Genomic DNA, 20,830 nt, shown 5'->3' with positions numbered 1-20,830 from the left:
GCCCTAGCCCGCCGCGCTTTCGCGCAGGGCGGGCAAGTGGGCGAGCAGCTTTTCGACCAGTTCCGCCTTGCGCACGGGCTTGGTGAGGTAGTCGTCGAGCCCGGCGGCGAGGATCGCGGCGCGATCTTCGGCCATGGCATGGGCGGTGACGGCGATCACCGGCACGCGCGGGGCGCCCTCTTCCTCCTCGATCAGGCGGATTTCGCGGGTGGCCTGCTTGCCGTCCATGCCGGGCATGGAGATGTCCATGAAGACCGCATCGGGATGGTGGCTGCGATAGGCCTCGACCGCCTCGAGGCCGTTGGAGGCGAGGCGGAGATCGACGTCGAGCCCGGCGATCATCTTTCGGAAAACGAGCTGGTTGGTGCGGTTGTCCTCGGCCAGCAGGATTTCGGGCCGCGTGCGGGCGGGCGCCTGCCGCGGCGCGGGAGGCGCAGGGGGTGGCGTGGCCGGGACCTGCGCGAGGGGTCGCATGCCGCCGGCCTCTTCGAGCGCGGTGAAAAGCGCGCGGCGCGCGATGGGTTTCTGCAGCACGCCCTGCACGCTGCCGGGCAGATGGGCCGAGAGGGCAGCGGCGCTGTCGCTCATGAGCAGGGCGGGGGCGGTAATGCCGTGGCGGCGCAGCTGGCGCACCAGATCGGGACCGGTCATGTCGGGCAGCGTGGCGTCGAGCAGCACAAGGTCCGGCGGCGGGTCGAGATCGGCGATCGCGGCGGCGCCGTCGGGGCAGAAACGGGGATCGAGACCGATAAGGTCGAGCTGCTTGTGCAGGATGGCGCGGTTGCCGCCGTCGGGTTCGGCGACCAGCACCCTGCGGAAGCCCTCCGGCAGCGAAGGCAGCTCGGGGGCGGGTCCCTCGTCGGCGGGCAGGACGATGCGCAGGCCGAAGCAGCTTCCCGCGCCCGGCTCGGAGTCGGCCCAGACCTCGCCCCCCATGAGACCCACGAGCCGCCGGGTGATGGCGAGGCCGAGGCCGGTGCCGTCGAAGCTGCGGTTGCGCTCGGTTTCGACCTGATTGAACTCGTCGAAGACGGTGCCGAGCTTGTCGGCTGAAATGCCGATGCCGGTGTCCTCGACCGTGAGGTGCAGCGCAGCTTCCCCGGCGGGCGCTTCCTCGGCACCGGTGACGCCGGTGACACGGACGAGGACATGCCCGGACTGGGTGAACTTGACCGCGTTGCCCACGAGGTTGGTCAGGATCTGGCGCAGCCGGCCTGCATCGCCGACGAAGCGGGTGGGCAGGAACATGTCGTAGTCCACCAGCATCGACAGGCCCTTGTCGCGGGCGGCGGGCTGCAAGAGCATCACCACGTCGTGGATCGAGCGTTCGAGGTCGAAGGGCTCGGGGTGGAGCGTCAGCTTGTCGGCCTCGATCTTGGAGTAGTCGAGGATGTCGTTGATGATCACGAGCAGCGCCTCGCCGGAGGCGCGGATTGTGTCGACGTAGAGGCGCTGTTCGTCGTCCAGCGGGGATTCCATCAGCAGGTCGGCCATGCCCACCACGCCGTTCATCGGCGTGCGGATCTCGTGGCTCATGTTGGCGAGGAAGGCGGACTTGGCGCGGCTTGCGGCCTCGGCCCGGTGGATGGCGTCGCGCAGGCGTTCCTGGTCCTGCTTGATCTGGGTGATGTCGATGCGCAGCCCGACGCGCCCGCCGTCGCGGGTTTCGCGCTCGTAGATGCGCAGCCATCGGCCGTCGGCGAGCTGCTGTTCGAGCTCCTGGTCGGCACGGCGGTGCCGTTCGAGCCGTTCCTCGAGCCACTCTTCCTCACGACCTATGGCCTCGGCGTACTGGCCGTGGTCGAGCCCGTAGCGCAGGATATCCTCGAAGCTGGCGCCGGGGCGGATGGCGGGGGCCGAATCGTCGTAGAAATCGAGGTAGGGCTGGTTGCACATGAGCAGCCGGTCATCGGTGTCGTAGAGGACGAAGCCGTCGGGCAGTTCCTCGACCGCGGACCACATCCGCATGAGTTCGGTGATCTCGACCGCGAGGCTGACGATGCCGCCGTCCGGGCGTCGGCGGTCCTGCAGCTTGATGAAGCCGCCGTTCCAGAGGCGCAGTGTTTCCGGCGGGATCGGGGACCGGTCCCAGCGGGTGCGCATCCGGGCCGCCCAGTCGCGCGCGTCTTCGCCCTGCAGGTCGACGATGCCTTCCTCGATCATCATCTCGATCAGGTGGTCGTGACTGGCGCCGGGGCGCACGCTGTCGAGCCCGTCGAATAGTGACATGAAGGCGCTGTTGGCGAGTTCAAGCTGCCCGGCCGCATCGAACATGGCGAACCCGTCGCGCATGGCATCGAGTGCGGCCCAGAGCTGTCCCTCGACAAGCTCGATCCGTTCGGTGGCCTGCCCGAGCTGCGAGGTGATGCGCTGGTTCTGGTCGCGGACCTGCGCCACTTCGGCCCGGCGTTCGGTGACCTCCTGCGAAAGCTGAAGCGCGTGTTTGCCCAGCTTGCGGTTGGCGGCGAAAAGCTCCGCCTGCTTGAGTTCGAGCAGGCGTTCGGCGGCCAGCCGCCTGCGACGTTCCTCGGCCAGCCGGTTGGCCAGATCCATGCCTTTCCTCCGCGTTCCGGCGGAGATTGCCCCCGCCTGCGTGAACAACGGCTTAACTTTCCTGCGCTTGTCTGGGCCCCGGCCGCGTGGCACGCTTGCCCAAATTTTCAGCCGGAGTCTTCGTGATGCGCCCCTTGCTTGCCGCCCTCTTGCTGGGCGCTGTCACCACAGCGCAGGTCGCCGCGCAGGAGGCCATCCCGGAGCGGCGCAGCGTCGTGTCGCGTGACGTGGATTTCTACGGCGCTGATCTGCAGACGCTGTTCGACACCACGCAGGAGGCCTGCGAGAGGGTCTGCCTGAGCGATCCTGCCTGCGGAGCCTTTACCTTCAACACCGCGAAGGCCATCTGTTTCCCCAAGACCGGCGTGTCCGAGCGCAAGCCTTTCCAGGGGGCGGTGTCGGCCGTGGTGGTCGATGCCGCGCCGGGGGACTTGGAGCGTGCCACGACACGGTCGGCCGAGCTGGATTTCCTGACGCCGGACGATCTGGACCGCGCGAGGGACGAGGCTGCGGCGCTCGGCGCCCGCCATGCGGGCGGCCGCTGGGACGTGCCGGCGCTTCTGGACGCCGCCGAGGACGCCCGGCAGTCGGGCAACCTGCGCGATGCGGTGCACTGGACGGGCGCGGCAACGGCGCAGAGCGACAGCGCCGCGCACTGGCTGCAATACAGTGAACTGTCGGCGGCGCTGGCGGAGAGCGTGACGGGGAGCGAGCGGTTCACCCTGCGCGACCGGGCCTTTCTTGGCGCCGTGAATGCCTACCTGCGCAGTGAGGGCGCCCCGCAGCGGCAGGCGGCGCTTTTGCAGCTGGCTGATGCGCTCGAGGTAGAAGGGCGCGGGCGCGACACGGTGGATGCGCTAAGGCTGGCGGCGTCGCTGGGCGCGCGTGACGACATCGCCGCGGCGCTCGACGAAGCGGTGGCGCAGTACGGCTTCCGGATCACCGAACACCAAGTGGAGGCCGACAGCGCATCGCCGCGGATCTGCGCGGTGTTCTCCGAGGATCTGGCGCCTGCGGGCGTGGACTATGCCCCCTACGTGCGGCTGCCCGATGCGCGTCTCGCGGTGCGGGCCGAGGACCAGCGGCTTTGCGTGAGCGGGCTGGAGCACGGCGCGCGCTACACACTGACCTTCCGTTCGGGGCTTCCGGCGGCCAGCGGAGAGGTGCTGTCGCGAGACGTGGAGATCACCGCCTATGTCCGCGACCGGGCGCCCGAGCTGGGCTTTCCCGGGCGGGCCTACGTCTTGCCGCGCAGCCCCGAGGCGGGGCTGCCGCTGGAGAGCGTGAACGCGGATCGGGCCGAGCTGGTCCTGCGCCGCGTGTCGGACCGCAACCTGCTGCGCGCCATGCAGGAGGATTTCTTTGCCCGCCGCATGTCCGAATGGGAGCTGGAACAGTTCGGCGACCAGGTGGCTGAAGAGGTCTGGCGCGGCGAGGCGGATCTTCAGCAGGAGCTGAACGCCGACATGGTGACGCGCCTGCCCGTGGGCGAACTCGTGGGCGACATGCCCGCCGGGATCTACGCGCTGACGGCGCGGCTGCCGGAGGCTGTGGAGAGCGAACCGGCGACGCAGTGGTTCGTGCTGTCGGACACCGGGCTGACGACCCTGCAGGGGACCGAGGGTCTGACCGTCGTGGCGCGGGGTCTTGGCGATGCGGCGCCGCGTGCTGGGCTGGAGGTCACGCTGCTGTCGGCGGCGAACCGGGCGCTGGGCGTGGCCGAGACGGATGCCGCGGGTGTCGCCACCTTCCCGGCAGGTCTGATGCGCGGCATGGGCGGGGCTGCGCCGGCCCTTGTGATCGCGCGGGACAGCGAGGAGGACATCGCCTTCCTGTCGCTCGCGGACCCGGCCTTTGACCTCTCGGATCGCGGTGTGGCGGGGCGGGCGCCTGCGGGGCCGCTCGATGTCTTCGTCGCGACGGACCGGGGCGCCTACCGTGCGGGCGAGGTGATCCATGCCACGGTGCTGGCGCGGGATGCGCAGGCCGCGGCGGTCGAGGACGTGCCGCTGACGGCGGTGCTGACCCGGCCCGACGGGGTGGAATACGCGCGTGAGGTCTCGGACGGCGGCGTGGCGGGCGGACATGTCTTTGACCTGCCCGTGGCCGAAAGCGCGCCGCGCGGGACCTGGCGGCTGGATGTCTATGCCGATCCCGAGGCCGAGGCGCTGCAATCGCAAAGCCTGCTGGTCGAGGATTTCGTGCCCGAGCGGATCGACTTCGACCTCACTCTGCCCGAAGGCGCGATTTCGCCGCTCGCACCGCCGCAGCTGACAATCGACGCGCGCTATCTGTTCGGCGCGCCAGGGGGCGGGCTGCCGGTGGAAGGCAGCGTGAGGCTCGCCGCGCGCGACCGGCTGGAGGACCTGCCGGGCTGGCATTTCGGACGGCACGATGCCGAGGTTTCGGTGCGCACTGCGCCCATCGGCGAGGTCTTCACGGACGGAAGCGGCGCGGCGTCGCTGCGCCTGCCGCTGCCCGAGGCAGAGGACAGCGGGCGGCCCATGGAGGCAGAAGTCGCGGTGCGGATCACCGAAGGCTCGGGGCGCCCGGTGGAACGACAGATCTCGCGCCCGGTGCTGGCGCCGGGGCCGATGATCGGCATCCGACCGGGCTTTGATGGCACCCTGCCCGAGGGTGGCGAGGCGCGGTTCGATCTGCAGGCCTTCGGGCCGGATCTTGCGCCCGTCGACATGGAGGTCGAGTGGACGATCAACCGGGTCACCACGCGCTACCAGTGGTACGAGCTTTACGGTGACTGGAACTGGGAGCCAGTCACCACGCGCGAGACGGTGGCGCGGGGCACCGCGGCGCTGGGCGAGGATCCGGTGGGCATCGCGGCCCCGGTCGACTGGGGGCAATACGAGCTGGTCGTGACACGGGCGGACGGCGCCTATCTGGCGAGTTCGGTGGGGTTTGATGCGGGCTGGTACGCGACGGCCTCAGCCCCCGACAGCCCCGACATGCTTGAGATGTCGCTCGATCGCGAGGCCTATCGCCCCGGCGACACGGCGGTCCTGCGCATGGTCCCGCGCTACGCGGGGCAGGCGCTGGTGACGGTCATGGCCGACCGGGTGGTGTCGATGCAGGCGGTGGAGGTGCCCGAGGGCGAGACGACGCTCGAGCTGCCGGTGACCGACGACTGGGGCGCGGGCGCCTACGTGACGGCGCAGGTGATCGGGCCCATGGACGCGCAGGCCGGTCACAATCCGGCGCGCAGTCTTGGACTGGCCCATGCCCCGGTCGATCCCGGTGAGGCCCGGCTGGACGTGGCGCTGGAGGCACCCGAGGAAGTGGCACCGCGCGGGACTTTCGAGGCGGCGGTGGGCATCGACGGGCTGACCGAGGGCGACGCAGCCTATGTCACCGTCGCGGCGGTGGATGTGGGTATCCTGAACCTGACGGGCTTCGAGGCGCCGGACCCGCGCGGCTACTACTTCGGCCAGCGCCGGCTTGGGGTCGAGATCCGCGATGTCTATGGCCGGCTGATCGACGGGCTGAACGGCGCCATGGGGCAGATCCGGTCTGGCGGGGATGCCGCCGCGGCGCTGCGGATGCAGAGCCCGCCGCCGACCGAGGAGCTGGTGGCTCAGTTCACGGGGCCGGTGACCGTCGGGGTGGACGGCATGGCGCGGGTCAGCTTCGACATGCCCGATTTCAATGGGACCGTGCGGCTGATGGCGGTTGCCTGGAGCGCGCGCGGCGTTGGATCGGCCGAGACCGAGGTTTTGGTGCGCGACCCGGTGGTCGTGGCCGCGAACCTGCCGCGCTTCCTGGCGCCCGGCGACGAGGCCCTGCTGGGGCTGGAACTGACCCACGCCAAGGGGCCGGGCGGCACCATGGCGCTCAAGGTCTCGGCGCCGGGGCTGGACCTAGGCGCCGTCGCCGACAGCGTGGAGATCGCCGAGGGCGGACGCACGGTGCTGTCGGTCCCGGTCAAGGGAACGGAGCCGGGCGATTACGCGATCGAGGTGGCCTTGACCACGCCCGGCGGCGCAGTGCTGACCAAGCGGCTGACGCTGGGCGTGCGGGCGAACGACCCGGCGCGCGGCACCACGCGTCGGCTGTCGCTGGCACCGGGGCAGAGCTTCACGCTCGATGACGCGGTGCTGACGGGCTACCGCGCGGGATCGTCGGAGGTGCTGGTCTCGGCCGGGCCGCTGGCGCGCTTCGACGTGCCGGGGCTGCTTTCCTCGCTGGAACGCTACCCCTACGGCTGCACCGAACAGTTGACGAGCCAGGCGCTGCCGCTCCTGTCGCTCGCCTCGGTGGCGGGGCCGCTGGGGATCGGCGGCACGCAGGGCATCGACGGACGTATCGACGACGCGATCACGCAGATCCTGACACGGCAGGCGGCGAACGGGGCCTTCGGGCTCTGGCGGGCGGACTCGGGCAATGGCTGGCTTGATGCCTATGTGAGCGATTTTCTGACGCGGGCGGCGGCAGCCGGGCACGCGGTGCCGGACCGGGCGCTGCAATCGGCGCTCGACAACCTTGCCAACCGCATCGCCTATGCCGCCGACTTCGATCAGGGCGGCGAGGATATCGCCTATGCGCTCATGGTGCTGGCCCGCGAGGGGCGGGCGGCCATGGGGGATCTGCGCTACTACGCCGACGAAAAGGCGGGGGCCTTCGGCACGCCGCTGGCGCTGGCGCAGCTTGGCGCGGCGCTGGCGAGCTATGGCGATCAGGCTCGGGCGGACCGGCTGTTTGCGCAGGCCGCCGCGCGGTTGGGTGGCCGGGGCGAGAGGGTCTTTCGCGCCGACTACGGATCGGAGCTGCGCGATGCGGCCGGCGTCCTGTCGCTGGCGGTCGAGGCGGGCAGCACGGCGGTGGATCGCACGGCGCTCGCAGAACGGCTGGCCGTCTCGGACAGGCCGCTCTCGACGCAGGAGCAGGCCTGGTCGCTGCTGGCGGCGCGGGCCATGGTCGCCGATCCCGGAATCTCCGGCATTTCGGTCGACGGCACGCCGGTGGCGGGGCCCTTCCTGCGCCGGATCGACGGCGACGCGCTTGAGTCCATGCAGATCACCAACACCTCGGGCCGCGATGTGGCATTGACGCTGACCACGCTGGGCGTGCCCGAGGGGGTGACCGAGCCCGGCGGCTACGGCTACGCGCTGGAGCGGGCCTACTACACGCCGGAGGGTGAGCGCGCCGACCCCTCGCGCGTGGCCCGGGGCGACAGGCTGGTGACGGTGCTGACCGTGCGGCCGGCCGAGGAGGTGCGCGTACGGCTGATCTTGGACGACCCGCTGCCTGCGGGGTTCGAGATCGACAACCCGAGCCTGCTGCGCTCGGGTGACATCCGCGGGATGGACTGGCTCGAAACCGCCGAGCCGCTGACGGCAGAGTTCCGCACGGATCGCTTCCTTGCCGCGTTGGACTGGGGCAGCACCGATGCGCTGCGGCTGGCCTACGTGGTGCGGGCGGTGTCGCCGGGACGGTTCCACCACCCCGCGGCGCTGGTGGAGGACATGTATCGCCCGGAATACCGGGCGGTGACGGGATCGGGCAACGTAGTGGTGACAGAATGACGGGCGAAACGGTAGCGACGGTGCATTGGCGGGCGCTGGACCGCGAGGGCGAGGACAAGTGCCGGCTGGCGCGCGTGGGCGAAGGCTGGATGCTGGTGGGCCACGCGCGGTTCCGCGACGATGCGGGCTTTGCCGCGCTGGATTACGTCGTGCGGATGGGCAAGGACTGGCTGACGCGTTCGGCCGATATTTCCGGCACCTACGGGGACGCGACCGTGGGCTGGCGGATCGTGAACGAGGGCGGCTGGTTCCTGAACGATGCGCCGCAGCCGCAGGTCGAGGGGGCCGAGGACGTGGACCTGAGCTTCACGCCGGCGACGAACCTCATGCCGCTGCGGCGCCTGCCCGAGGTGGGCCGGCTCGAGGTGCGCGCGGCCTGGTTCCGCCTGCCCGGTGGCGTGCCGGAGCCGCTGGATCAGGCCTACCGGCGGGAACGCGGCGGGCTGGTGCATTACACGGCATCGAGCGGATTCGAGACGCAGCTTGTCGTGGGCCCGGACGGCTTCGTTGAGACCTATCCTGGCCTCTGGGATGTCACCGATGGCTGACAGGCGCCTGCCCCGGGTCTTGCTGGGGCTGGTGGTCGTGCTCTGGGCCGGAGCCTTCGCGCGCGATGTGGGCGACCGCTGGGTGGCGGAGACGGAGCTGCCGGTGCTGGTGCAGGCGGTCTCGCCCGAGGTGCGGGATCGCGAGGGGCGCCTGCTGCGGGCCTACCCGGTGGGAGAGGGCACATGGCGCATGGCGGTCAGCCGCGACGCCGTCGATCCGCTGTTTTTCGACATGCTCATCGCCTGGGAGGACGGGCGCTTCTTCGATCACCACGGGGTGAACACGCGGGCCGTGGCGCGGGCCGGGTGGCAGGCGCTGCGGCACGGGGGCGTGGTGTCGGGCGCCTCGACCCTGACCATGCAGGTGGCGCGGCTTCTGGAGGACAGCGGCACGGGATCGTGGTCCGGCAAGCTGCGGCAGGTGCGGGTGGCGCTGGCGCTGGAACGACGGCTGAGCAAGGGCGAGATCCTGGACCTCTACCTGTCGCTGGCGCCCTACGGCGGGAATGTCGAAGGCGTGCGCGCGGCGAGCCTCGCCTGGCTGGGGAAAGAGCCCGCACGGCTGACGGCACCCGAGGCGGCGCTGCTGGTGGCCCTGCCGCAGTCGCCCGAGGCGCGCCGGCCCGACCGGCAGCCGGAGGTGGCGAAGGCCGCACGCGACCGGGTGCTGGCGCGGATGGGCGACCTCGGCGTGATCGCCCCCGAGGCGGCGCGCGTTCTGGCCGGTGATCCGGTGCCCCCGGCGCGGCACGAGATGCCCTTCCTTGCGCCGCACATGGCCGACCGGGCCGTGGCGGCGGGCCCGGGGGTGCACCGGCTGACGCTGGATGCGGACCTGCAGCGCGCTATGGAGGATCTGGTGCGCCACCACATGGCCGGTCGCGATCCGCGGCTGTCCATGGCACTGGTGCTGGCCGACGTGGAAAGCGGCGAGGTGCTCGCCTCGGTCGGTGCGCCCGACTACACCGACACGGTCTCGCGCGGGTTCGTGGACATGACGCAGGCCAAGCGGTCGCCGGGCTCGACGCTGAAGCCGCTGGTCTACGGGCTCGCCTTCGACCGGGGCCTGGCGCACCCGGAGACGCTGATCCTCGACGCGCCGGTGCGTTTCGGTCGCTATGCACCGCAGAATTTCGACGGGACGTTCCGGGGTGAGGTGAGTGCTGCACGCGCGCTGCAACTGTCGCTGAACATCCCCGTGGTGCGGCTGACCGAGGCGCTGGGTCCGGCGCAGCTCATGGCGGCGCTGGAACGCGCGGGGCTGGCGCCGGAACTGGCGGGCGGACGGCCGGGGCTCGCGCTGGCGCTGGGCGGCGTGGGGCTGACGCTCGAGGAAATGGTGCAGTTTTATGCGGCACAGGCGCGGGGCGGAGTGGCCCTGCCTTTGCACTGGCGGGTGGACGCGCCCGAGGGGCAGTCTGCGCGGATCATGTCACGCGCCTCGGCCTGGCAGGTGGGGCACGTGCTGGCGCAGATCCCACCGCCGCCCAGCGCGGGGGCACCGGGACGGGTCGCGTGGAAGACGGGCACCTCCTACGGGCACCGCGATGCCTGGGCGCTGGGTTGGGACGGGCGCCACGTGGCGGGTGTCTGGATCGGGCGCGCGGACGGCACGCCGGTGCCTGGCGCCTTTGGCGGCGATCTCGCGGCGCCCGCGCTGTTCCGGGCATTGGAGCGGGCGCGTACGGGCCCGGCGCCGCTGCCAGCCCCTCCGCCCGAGACGTTGATGGTGGACAACGCGCATCTGCCGCGCGCGCTGCAGCGCTTCGGCCCGCAGGCGGATGACCCGGGGCTGGACCTGACCTTTCCGCCCGAGGGCGCGCGGCTGGAGGCCTCAGGGGCGGTGCCCGTCAAGCTGCGCGGGGGCACGCCGCCCTACACGCTGCTGGTCGACGGCGCGGTGGCCGAGACCGGCCGCCACGTCCCGGAGTTCCTGGCCCCCGTCGCGGGGCCGGGGTTCACCACGCTGTCGGTGATCGACGCGGCGGGGCAATCGGGCCGCGTGCGGATCGAATTGCGTTAGCATACGGGTGCTTGGCCGTTCTTTGCACCATACGGCACAAGCAGGGTTGCGATAACTTATCGTTTTTGTCAGAAATAATATGCCAGCCGTCACCACGGGCCAGCCGACCTGGATTCAGGTATCTTCAACGGCCCGATGGGCCCCGACAGGGAGCGGAACGATGGCGCGTCACGACAGGCAGGAAAGCCGCGGCTGCCGGCACGAGGCGGGGTGGCAGGCCGGGATCGGCGGTCTGGACCGCGAGGAGTTCTTCGTGCTGACCGTGGCGCGGTATTTCTTCCAGTCCTTCGCCGATCCCCAGACCGAGGGCTGGACGCGGGCGATGTTGGGGGCGGAAAGCTGGCTGGGCCGGGATGCGGCGCCCGAGCTTGTGCACGCGGTCTTTCACGTCATCCAGAAGATGCGTTGCGCGCGGCGCAGCACCTTTCAGTTCTCGAACCCCGATTGCCCGCATTGCGCGGCCACGCTCTGCGCGCACGAACGGCTGCTGCTGAACGCATGCCGTTCGATGGCGCGGGGACGGCCCGAAGAAGCGGCGGGCCACGCGATGATCCTCTGCGAGGGCAACGATACGGGCCCCCTGCTGGAAGAGATGCTGCGGCTCGCGCGGGTGATGCCGCTTTGCGGGGCGCCCGCTCATTTGCGGGCGCCCGCTCAGTCGCGGATCCAGTAGGTCGCGGCAAGGAATTCGCCGCGGGTCAGGCCCTGCTCCTGCAGCCAGGCCCGCGCGGCGAGCGCCTCGGATTTTTCGCCCGCGAAAAGGACGTGGCGGTCGTCCTCGGGGATCGCGACCGACTGCATCGCCTGAAGCGGCGTGACGCCTTCGTCACGACCGATCCAGCGCAGCGAGACACCCGAAGGCCGGGGCAGGTCCGCCATGTCGCCGCTCTCGGGGACAAAGAGGATTGCCTCGCCGCGGGTGCCCTCGGGCAGGGCGGCAAGGGTGCGGGCGATGGCGGGGACGGCGGTTTCGTCACCGACAAGGCCGATCCAGCCCGTGGGCTCGGGGATGCCGTGGCCGCCGGGGCCGGTGAGGGCGACTTCCTCGCCGGGCTGCACGCGGTCGGTCCACCCGGTGGTCCGGCCGCCGTCGTGGCGGAAAACGTCGAAGGACAGCCGCGCAGTGGCGCCGTCGGTCTCGATCTCGCGGACGGTGTAGACGGGGCGGTGCCAGGCGCCCGCGCCGCCGGGCCAGCGGGTCACGCCGCCTTCGTCGAGCGCGGGCCAGTCGGCACCCTCGGGGCCGAAGAGGATGCGAAAGTGCAAACCGCCGGTGGCAAGGCGGGCAAGCTCGGGTCCCTCGACCACGACGCGGGTGAAGGAGGGCGAGATCCGGGTGACCGAGGCCACTTTGCCGAGCGAGAGGTTGGCGGGGCGCTGGCCGGCGCCCGTGCCCTCCCAGCGGCGGCTGACGCCGTGGTGGGACATGATCTCGTCCAGCGTGTCGCGCAGCCCCTGCAGGGCGCCCGCGTCGGGGCATTCCACCCGCAGCGCGGTGCCGGACCCGGTGCCGGGCAGGACCGTGACCGTGCCGGTGGGCAGGGCGATGTGCAGGGCGTCGCCCTCGGCCCGGGCGGGCGATTCCCAGAGGTCGGCCACCTGCCGGAAGGCGGTGAAGGCCGTCGCCGTCTCGATTTCCAGCGCTGCGCGTGCCTGGTGCATGCCTAAAGTCCTCCGGGATTTGTCGTTGCGGCGGCACTGTCGCGGGGCGCGACGACCGGCGCAAGGGGATGTCTGAGTTTTTTACTATGAAATAGCCCTGATTGCCAATCCCGCCGCGTGGGCGCAGGCTGGGCATCGGACTGCGAAAGGAGAGCCCATGGCACGCGAGAGCTTCACGATCGGTATCCTCGGCGGCAACGGCATGCTCGGGGGCGCGATGGCGCGGGGTCTACTGGATAGCGGGATCGTGGCGCCCGACGATCTCTGGATCTGCAGCCGGCGGGGCAGCCGGGGCGGACTGCCGCTGGACGTGAACGCGACGCGCGACCCGTCGGTGCTGGCGGGCGCCTGCGACGTGATCCTGCTGTCGGTGCCGCCGGCCTCGGCAGATGCGCTGCGGCTGGATGCGCCCGACCGACTGGTGATTTCTGTCATGGCGGGCGTGACCATGGACCGGCTCGAGGCGATTGCCGGCGGCCCGCGCGTAGTGCGGGCCATGTGCAGCCCGGCGGCGGTCAAGCGGCTGGCCTATGCCCCCTGGGTCGCAGGGTCGGGCGTGGCGCTGCGCGACAAGACCACGGTGACGCGGATCTTCGAGGCGCTGGGCAAGACCGACGAGCTGAAGGACGAGGCGCAGCTCGACCTTTTCACCGCGCTCACAGGTCCGGTGCCGGGCTTCGCCGCCTATTTCGCCGAGGTAATGGCAGGCTATGCCGAGGCGCGGGGGATCGACCCGCGCATGGCCGACCGCGCCGTGCGACAGCTCTTCCGCGCGGCAGGCGAGATGATGGCCGAGGGCGACAAGACCCCCACGGACCACGTGCAGCAGATGATCGACTATGACGGGACCACGGCAGCGGGCTTGCGGGTGCTGCGCGCCTCGCCCATCCCCGACCAGATGGCCGAGGCGCTGGATGCGGCGGTCGAGAAGAGCCGCAGCCTGTAGGGGTCAGAGCCGCTCGATGGCGAGCGCGATGCCTTGGCCACCGCCGATGCACATGGTGACGATGGCGCGGCGGCCGCCGGTGCGTTCCAGCTCGTAAAGCGCCTTCACGGTCAGGATGGCACCGGTGGCACCCACCGGGTGGCCCAGCGCGATGGCCCCGCCGTTGGGATTCACCTTGTCGGTGTCGAGCCCCAGCGCCCGGTTCACGGCGATGGCTTGCGCGGCAAAGGCCTCGTTCGATTCGATCAGGTCGAAGTCCGAGATGGCGAGACCGGTGCGTTCCAGCAGCGACTGCACCGCCGGGATCGGGCCGACGCCCATAACCTCGGGGCGGACGCCGGCATGGGCGTAGCCCAGCACGCGGGCGCGCGGCTTGAGCCCCGCCTTTTCGGCAGCCCCGGCGCGGGCCATGACCAGCGCCGCGGCGCCGTCGTTGATGCCGCTGGCGTTGCCCGCGGTCACGGTGCCCTCCTTCTGGAAGGCGGGGCGCAGCCCGGCAAGCGCCTCGGCCGAGGTCGCCTTGGGATGCTCGTCCGTTTTGAACTCCACAACTTCGCGCTTGCGCTTCACCTCGACCGGCGTGATCTGGTCGGCAAAGAGGCCCTGCTCGATGGCACTGGTGGCTCGGCGCTGGCTTTCCAGCGCGAAGGCGTCCTGGTCCTCGCGGCTGATATCGTGTTCCGAGGCCACGTTCTCGGCGGTGACGCCCATGTGGCCGGTGCCGAACGGGCAGTTCAGCGCGCCCAGCATCATGTCGAGCGTCTTCACGTCGCCCATCTTGGCGCCCCAGCGCTGGTCGGGGATGATGAAGGGCGAACGCGACATGGTCTCGGCCCCGCCGACAAGGGCAAAGTCGGCGTCGTCCAGCATCAGCGACTGCACCCCCGAGACAATGGCCTGCGCGCCCGAGCCGCAAAGGCGGTTCACGTTCATGGCGGGGGTGGTTTCGGGCACGCCCGCCTGCATGGCGGCGACGCGGCTGAGGTACATGTCGCGCGGTTCGGTGTTGATGACGTGGCCGAAAACCACGTGGCCCACCTGGCCGCCCTCGACACCCGAGCGTTCGAGCGCCGCCCTGGTGGCGGCGGTGGCCAGTTCGATCGGCGGTGTGCCCGCGAGGCTGCCGCCAAATGTTCCGATGGCGGTGCGGGCGCCGCCCAGAATCACGATGTCGTCCTGCATGTGGATCTCCTCCCCCTCGAAGTGCCGGAACTATGCGGCCCGTGGGGAGCGATGTCATCCCGCGGGGCACGGCGACGTGCCGTCACGGGTCGGCGCGTCCTGTCAGGGAAGCGGGAAGCCCTGCACGGCGGTCAGGGAAGGGCCGCCCATGTGTACCGACAGCGCCGCTGCACACAGCACGGCCATCAGGGCCAGGTTCAGCATGTTGAGCGCGGTGGGCATGGGGCCTTCCTCGGGTGATTGCGACAGGATAACCAGATGGGGAGGCGATTGGTTCAAACAAGCCCGCCCCGGGACGCTGTGACCTTGCGTCTCAGGCCCGCCCTTGATCGGAGGCGCTGCACTCTGTATGTCGCAGGCATGACTCTGCTCATGAATATCGGCGACCGCGCCCGGCTGCGCGAACGCTTCCACGGTGCGACGCACACGGTGCTCGCCCGGCTATGATGCCGTGGACCGCGCGTGATACGCTCACGTGCGCCGATACCGCTCGTTTCCAAGCCATCGCCACAGAAACCGGGAGCTTCCCGCTATGTCCCCCAAGACGCTTTACGACAAGATCTGGGACGCCCACCTCGTCCATGAAGACGAGGACGGCACCTCGCTGCTCTACATCGACCGGCACCTCGTCCACGAGGTGACCAGCCCGCAGGCCTTTGAAGGTCTGCGCATGGCCGGTCGCAAGGTCCGCAAGCCGGAGATGACCATCGCCGTGCCGGACCACAACGTGCCGACCACGCCCGACCGCGTGAACGGGATCGAGAATCCCGAAAGCCGCATCCAGGTCGAGGCGCTGGACACCAATGCCAAGGACTTCGGGATCAACTACTATCCCGTCTCGGACATCCGCCAGGGCATCGTGCACATCATCGGCCCCGAGAACGGGTGGACCCTGCCGGGCATGACCATCGTCTGCGGTGACAGCCACACCGCGACCCACGGCGCCTTCGGCGCGCTGGCGCACGGCATCGGCACCTCCGAGGTCGAGCACGTGCTGGCCACGCAGACGCTGATCCAGACCAAGTCCAAGAACATGAAGGTCGAGATCACCGGCCAGCTGGCGCCGGGCGTGACCGCCAAGGACATCACGCTGTCGGTCATCGGCGCCACCGGCACCGCCGGCGGAACCGGCCACGTGATCGAATACTGCGGCGAGGCGATCCGTTCGCTGTCAATGGAAGGCCGCATGACCGTCTGCAACATGGCGATCGAGGGCGGCGCCCGTGCCGGCCTGATCGCGCCGGACGAAAAGACCTTCGAATACGTGAAGGGTCGCGCCCACGCGCCGAAGGGCGCCCAGTGGGAAGCGGCGCTTGCCTGGTGGAAGACGCTCTTCTCGGACGAGGACGCGCACTGGGACAAGGTCGTGACCATCCGCGGCGAGGATATCGCGCCGGTCGTCACCTGGGGCACGTCGCCCGAGGATGTGCTGCCGATCACCGACGTGGTGCCGGATCCCGAGAGCTTCTCGGGCGGCAAGGTCGACGCCGCACGCCGCGCGCTCAAGTACATGGGGCTCGAGGCCGGCCAGAAGCTGTCGGACATCAAGATCGATACGGTCTTCATCGGCTCCTGCACCAACGGCCGGATCGAGGACCTGCGTGCCGCGGCCGAGATCGTGAAGGGCAAGAAGATTGCCGACGGCCTGCGGGCCATGGTGGTTCCGGGCTCTGGGCTCGTGCGCGCCCAGGCCGAGGAAGAAGGTCTTGCCGATATCTTCACCGACGCGGGCTTCGAATGGCGGATGGCGGGCTGTTCCATGTGCCTTGCCATGAACCCCGACCAGTTGGCGCCGGGCGAACGCTGCGCCGCTACCTCGAACCGCAACTTCGAGGGTCGGCAGGGCCGTGGCGGACGCACGCACCTGATGTCGCCCGCTATGGCGGCGGCAGCGGCCGTGACCGGCCGTCTGACCGACGTGCGCGAGCTCATGGGCGAAGGAGAGCCGGCATGACAGCCCGGGGCGTGATCCTGCCGGGGCTTCTGGCCGCGGCGGGTCTGCTGCTGGCCGGTTGCGAGACGATGGAGCCCGGTCCGGGCCCCGCGCCGAGGCCCGCCGCTGCGGGGGCGTCCACGGTCGGACCGGCCGAGGACCTCTTCGTCGTCGAATCCGACGGTCGCGAGCTGCGGGGCGTCTACAACCCCGCAAGCTGGACCGCGCAGGACATCCAGCGCTACGCTGGCGTCAACTGCCCCTCGGGGCGGTTGGTCTCCTACGGCGAGGCGCCCACCGGCGACGGGCTCGTCCGCTTCGGCGGGGAGTGCGGCTGATGCGCGCCGGTACCCTCCAAACACGAGGAATGACAGCAATGAAACCGACCCTTCCGCGTGCCGCCGTCGCGGCGACGATTGCCCTGCTGCTGGCTGCCTGCGAAGGCGGCACCGGCACGCAGGACCCTGATTTCTTCACCTTCCGGCAGACCAACGGTGTCCTGAGCGGCAGCTACAACCCGGCAGGCTTTACCGCTGAGCAGGTGCGGCTTTACCTCTCGGCGGGCTGCTCGACACGCGGCGTGTCGGACTATGCCGAGAGCGCGACCGGGAACGGCATGGTCGCCTTCGGCGGCACCTGCACGACAAGCGGCAACTTCGCGGGCGGGACCTACGAGGTCGAGCGCATCGACGACACCGTGCTCGTCCAGGGGACGGTGACCGAGAACGGCCAGGTGATCTACACCATGGAGAATTTCTGAGATGGACAAGTTCGACAAGCTCACCGGGATCGCGGCGCCGCTGCCGATCATCAACGTCGACACCGACATGATCATCCCCAAGCAGTTCCTCAAGACGATCAAGCGCGAGGGGCTCGGCAAGAACCTCTTTGACGAGATGCGCTTTGACGACGACGGCAACGAGAACCCGGATTTCGTGCTGAACAAGCCCGCCTACCGCGAGGCAGAGATCCTGGTGGCAGGCGACAACTTCGGCTGCGGCTCCTCGCGCGAGCATGCGCCCTGGGCGATCAAGGATTTCGGCATCCGCTGCGTGATCGCGCCCAGCTTTGCCGACATCTTCTACAACAACTGCTTCAAGAACGGCATCCTGCCGATCCCGCTGCCGCAGGAGCAGGTCGACCTGCTGATGAAGGACGCCGAGAAGGGGCAGAACGCCCGCATGACGATCGACCTCGAAAAGCAGGAGATCACCACCTCTGACGGGCAGGTGATCACCTTCGAGATCGACAGCTTCAAGAAGCACTGCCTGCTCAACGGCCTCGACGACATCGGGCTGACCCTGCAGAAAGCCGCCGAAATCGATTCCTTCGAGTCCGGTCTGGCGCAATCCAGGCCCTGGGTCTGAGCCCAGGGAGAGGCGGAAAACCGGCTAGAAGGGCGCGCTTCCCGTGGATCCGGGCAGGTGACGTTACGACGATTCTGCCACAAAGGCTAACCCGACATGAAGGCCCGCGCCCTATATGTGGCGCGGGTTATTTGTTGGGCGCCTACATATCGTAGGCGTCTCGAGACTGACACATTGGGGTCGGTGAATTGATGCATTCCCGCACCATATACACCTTCAATTTGCCTTAGATTCGAACCACGTTTACACGGCGTGGTTGTCAAGTGCGTCTTTTGGGGGCAGAGATTGGGCAGGATTGAGGCGTTCCGTCATGCTCGACGGATGGCAGCCAGACCAATGGGGGCCCAGCTGGCAAACGGCCCGCTTGCGACCGAAGGGGCAAAAAGTTGATCAGGCGCGTGTTCGCGGCAGCCGTAAGGGGCTTACTCGTGTCCACGCTTGTGGCCGTGCCCGCCCTTTTCCTGCCCAGCGACGCGGACACGGTCGAGATCGCGGTGCTCTTTTCCGTCTTTGCGGGCCTGCTCGTCTTCTTCGAGTACAACAGCGACTACCCCTCCCTGCTCGACTTCAGAAATGCGCCTCCCTTCAACAGGATACGCTTTGCGGGACCGTTCCTGACCATGTTCCTGCTGGTGGTGACAACCCACGGCGAACAGGCCCCGTCGGGCTTTTCCGACGTATGCCGCCTGGTCGGCCTGAACCTCGGGCTGACGCTGGATTTTCCCTTCTCGCCGGTGCGCCTCTTGGCCTTCGCGCAGCCCCAGGGGGCGGATCTCGTCGACCATCTGCGACTGATGACTCACGCCGGCCTGGCGATTCTGGTCTCGCTGGTCTTCCTTGCCGTCTTCGTGCTGATGGTGCGGGTTCTGAACTGGCCCGTCCGGCAGGGGGCTTTCAACTTTTGGGTGAATCTGCCGCTCTTTGATCCGACGACCGGAGGGGATGTGATCCGGCGGCTGAAGCGGGACAGCCATTTTAACCTCGCATTAGGTGTGGCGCTGCCATTCCTGATCCCGCCAATCCTCGAGGCGGCGGTGGCGATGGGCTTAGGTCCCGATCTCGCCGAGCCGCAGCCGCTCATCTGGACAGTCTGCATATGGGCATTCGTTCCAACCGGTCTCATCATGCGCGGCGTGGCGCTGGCCCGCATTGCCGATCTCATCGCCGACAAGCGGCGCCGCGCCTATGCGGAGGCCGAGGACGTCGACATGCAGATCGTCTAGGTCTGCTTGCGCTGCTCCTGCTGCTTCTCGCTCCGCCGGCGCTCGCCGACACCCTGCGCGTGGCGACCTGGGCCGGCGAGTTCAGCCGCAGGGGGCCGGGCCTGCTGCTGCGCGACATGGAGCGCGGGGACTTCGCCGACGCGCTTGGGCCCATCCTCGACGCCGCGCCGGACGTTCTGCTGCTGACGGATTTCGACTACGACTACGACCTTCTGGCGCTTGGCGAGCTGCGCGACCTGCTCGGGGCAGGCGGGCTCGACTATTCCTACATCTTTGCACAACGGCCGAACACGGGGATGCCTACGGGGCTCGACCTCGACGGCGACGGTCGGCTTGGCGGGCCGCGCGATGCGCAGGGCTACGGGCGGTTCTCGGGGCAGGGCGGGATGGCGGTGCTGTCGCGCCTTCCGCTGGCGCTCGAACTCGACCTGACCGACCAGCTCTGGTGCAACGTACCGGACAGCCTGATGATCCAAGAAGACCCCGGCTTCGACATCCAGCGGCTTTCCACGAGCGGCCACTGGGCGCTGCGGGCCGAGGCTCCGGACGGGCCGGTGATCCTGATGACGCTGGCCGCGACGCCCCCGGTCTTCGACGGGCCCGAGGATCGCAATGGCCGCCGCAATCACGACGAGGTCCTGCTCTGGGCGCATTGGCTCGACGGGCGGCTGCTGGCGGCCCCTGCACCCGCGCCCGAAGTGCCGGTGATCCTGCTGGGCAATCTCAACGCCGATCCCGACCGCGGCGATGGCCGCCGCGAGGGGGTGCAGGCGATCCTGTCGCATCCGCGCCTTCGGGATCCCCTACCGGGCAGCCCGACCGTCACCTGGGACAGTACCGGCCCCATGCGGGTGAGCTACGTGCTGCCAGATGCGACGCTGTCGGTCGTTGCGGCGGGGCTCATTGATGCTGTTCCGACGGTGGGGCCGCACGCGCTGGTCTGGGCCGATCTTGCCACGAGCGGCGGGCCAGAACCGGGGCGATCGCCCTCCGCAGCGCCTCTTCCGGGCCAGTGACCGCGAAATCCGGCAGAAGCGTCCGGAAGGTACTCTCGTCGAGCCGGTGCGGCGTCTCCCACAGGTAGCGCATCTCCAGCATTCCCTTGGCCATGGGCCAGACCGGCCGGGCAAGGCGCAGGGGCAGCCAGCTCGTCCGCCGGGTCCGCACGGGCCGGCCGAGCGCCTTGGCAGCAAGCCCCGCCATCTGATCGCCCGAGAGGGTGTAGCCGGGGAAGGGCACATCGGCGTGGCGGGGCAGGTCGTACCGCCGGGCCAACAGCTCCGCCGCGCGCGCCATGTCGGGCAGCCACGCCCAGGCATGGGGGATGTCGGTGCGCCCCGGCCAGCTGAGCACGCCGCGTTTCAGCGAGGGGGCGATCATCCTGTCGAACCAGTTGCCGCTGGCCTCGGTATCGAGGAAATCGCCCGCCCGCAGGATCAGCGTGGGCACGCCAGCATCGCGATAGGCCTGTTCCATCTCGATCCGCAGGCGGCCCAGCGGGTTGTTGGCGCGGCGTGGGCTGTCAGCGCCCCATGGCGCGGGGCAGTCCGGCCCGAAGACATAGACGTTGCCGGGCAGCACCACGCGGGCGCCGCTAGTACGGGCCGCGGCGATCACGGCGCGGGTGAGCCCGGGCAGCTGCGCCGGCCACTCGGGATAGGCGGGGTTCCAGGCATTCACGATCGTATGGGCGCCACGGGCGGCCTCGGTCAGGTCGTCGGATTTGCGGTCGAAGAGCCGCACGTGCCAGCCCGCGTTCCAGAAGGCCTCGGCCGCCTGGCGGCCGAAGCGGCCAGACCCACCGAGGATAAGGACATCTTTCTTCATTGTCGTCTCCATATGTGGCGACGACAGGA

General features: G+C 69.6%; 15 protein-coding genes. 11 read left to right on the top strand and 4 right to left on the bottom strand.

Annotation, left to right across the window (positions count from 1 at the left end; all coding sequences use genetic code 11):
- Positions 1–3: 3 nt before the first annotated feature.
- On the bottom strand, positions 4–2,553 hold the full coding sequence (locus C8N44_RS04440; RefSeq protein ID WP_107974964.1) for a hybrid sensor histidine kinase/response regulator: 2,550 nt from the start codon (positions 2,551–2,553) through the stop codon (positions 4–6).
- A 125-nt stretch (positions 2,554–2,678) separates the two neighbouring features.
- On the opposite strand from C8N44_RS04440, the gene C8N44_RS04435 reads away from it, so the two are divergent.
- From C8N44_RS04435 to C8N44_RS04420, 4 genes are all read left to right on the top strand, one after another.
- Positions 2,679–8,090 (top strand): alpha-2-macroglobulin family protein, encoded by a 5,412-nt coding sequence (locus C8N44_RS04435; protein WP_107974963.1) that lies wholly within the window; start codon positions 2,679–2,681, stop codon positions 8,088–8,090.
- On the top strand, positions 8,087–8,638 hold the full coding sequence (locus tag C8N44_RS04430; protein WP_107974962.1) for a putative glycolipid-binding domain-containing protein: 552 nt from the start codon (positions 8,087–8,089) through the stop codon (positions 8,636–8,638). Before C8N44_RS04435 ends, C8N44_RS04430 begins: the two co-directional genes overlap by 4 nt.
- Positions 8,631–10,661: a penicillin-binding protein 1C gene (gene pbpC / locus C8N44_RS04425; protein WP_107974961.1), complete on the top strand. Its 2,031-nt coding sequence runs from the start codon at positions 8,631–8,633 to the stop codon at positions 10,659–10,661. Before C8N44_RS04430 ends, pbpC begins: the two co-directional genes overlap by 8 nt.
- Positions 10,662–10,821: 160 nt before the next feature.
- Entirely contained in the window at positions 10,822–11,334 is a 513-nt protein-coding gene (locus C8N44_RS04420) for a hypothetical protein (RefSeq protein ID WP_244640986.1), read from the top strand.
- Here C8N44_RS04420 and C8N44_RS04415 read toward each other — a convergent pair.
- Positions 11,316–12,323 (bottom strand): siderophore-interacting protein, encoded by a 1,008-nt coding sequence (locus C8N44_RS04415; protein WP_107974960.1) that lies wholly within the window; start codon positions 12,321–12,323, stop codon positions 11,316–11,318. The genes C8N44_RS04420 and C8N44_RS04415 overlap by 19 nt on opposite strands.
- Positions 12,324–12,480: 157 nt before the next feature.
- Between C8N44_RS04415 and C8N44_RS04410 the strand changes: the two genes are divergently transcribed.
- Entirely contained in the window at positions 12,481–13,269 is a 789-nt protein-coding gene (locus tag C8N44_RS04410) for a pyrroline-5-carboxylate reductase family protein (protein ID WP_107974959.1), read from the top strand.
- A 3-nt stretch (positions 13,270–13,272) separates the two neighbouring features.
- Here the strand turns inward: C8N44_RS04410 and C8N44_RS04405 are convergent, their stop codons facing one another.
- Positions 13,273–14,451: an acetyl-CoA C-acyltransferase family protein gene (locus C8N44_RS04405; RefSeq protein WP_107974958.1), complete on the bottom strand. Its 1,179-nt coding sequence runs from the start codon at positions 14,449–14,451 to the stop codon at positions 13,273–13,275.
- A 532-nt stretch (positions 14,452–14,983) separates the two neighbouring features.
- On the opposite strand from C8N44_RS04405, the gene leuC reads away from it, so the two are divergent.
- The 6 genes from leuC (at position 14,984) to C8N44_RS04370 (ending at position 19,990) form a co-directional block, all read left to right on the top strand.
- Positions 14,984–16,405: a 3-isopropylmalate dehydratase large subunit gene (gene leuC, locus C8N44_RS04395; protein WP_107974956.1), complete on the top strand. Its 1,422-nt coding sequence runs from the start codon at positions 14,984–14,986 to the stop codon at positions 16,403–16,405.
- Complete coding sequence (locus tag C8N44_RS04390) at positions 16,402–16,722, top strand: hypothetical protein (RefSeq protein ID WP_107974955.1); 321 nt, start codon at positions 16,402–16,404, stop codon at positions 16,720–16,722. Before leuC ends, C8N44_RS04390 begins: the two co-directional genes overlap by 4 nt.
- A gap of 38 nt (positions 16,723–16,760) precedes the next feature.
- The gene (locus tag C8N44_RS04385) at positions 16,761–17,144 is read left to right on the top strand and encodes a hypothetical protein (protein WP_107974954.1); all 384 of its coding nucleotides are present in this window, start codon (positions 16,761–16,763) and stop codon (positions 17,142–17,144) included.
- A 1-nt stretch (position 17,145) separates the two neighbouring features.
- Positions 17,146–17,751, top strand: a complete 606-nt coding sequence (gene leuD, locus C8N44_RS04380) for a 3-isopropylmalate dehydratase small subunit (protein ID WP_107974953.1) — start codon at positions 17,146–17,148, stop codon at positions 17,749–17,751.
- Between the two features lie 428 nt (positions 17,752–18,179).
- The gene (locus C8N44_RS04375) at positions 18,180–18,974 is read left to right on the top strand and encodes a hypothetical protein (protein ID WP_244640985.1); all 795 of its coding nucleotides are present in this window, start codon (positions 18,180–18,182) and stop codon (positions 18,972–18,974) included.
- A gap of 59 nt (positions 18,975–19,033) precedes the next feature.
- Positions 19,034–19,990 carry an endonuclease/exonuclease/phosphatase family protein gene (locus C8N44_RS04370; protein WP_244640984.1) on the top strand — a complete coding sequence of 319 codons (957 nt, stop codon included), beginning with the start codon at positions 19,034–19,036 and terminating at the stop codon, positions 19,988–19,990.
- Here C8N44_RS04370 and C8N44_RS04365 read toward each other — a convergent pair.
- Entirely contained in the window at positions 19,875–20,801 is a 927-nt protein-coding gene (locus C8N44_RS04365) for a Rossmann-fold NAD(P)-binding domain-containing protein (protein ID WP_146178802.1), read from the bottom strand. The genes C8N44_RS04370 and C8N44_RS04365 overlap by 116 nt on opposite strands.
- Between the last annotated feature and the right edge of the window lie 29 nt (positions 20,802–20,830).

The organism is Allosediminivita pacifica, assembly GCF_003054175.1.
Taxonomy (GTDB): Bacteria; Pseudomonadota; Alphaproteobacteria; order Rhodobacterales; family Rhodobacteraceae; genus Allosediminivita; species Allosediminivita pacifica.
The sequence above is the reverse complement of the archived record's forward strand: the minus strand, read 5'-3'. Positions and strand labels throughout refer to the sequence as shown.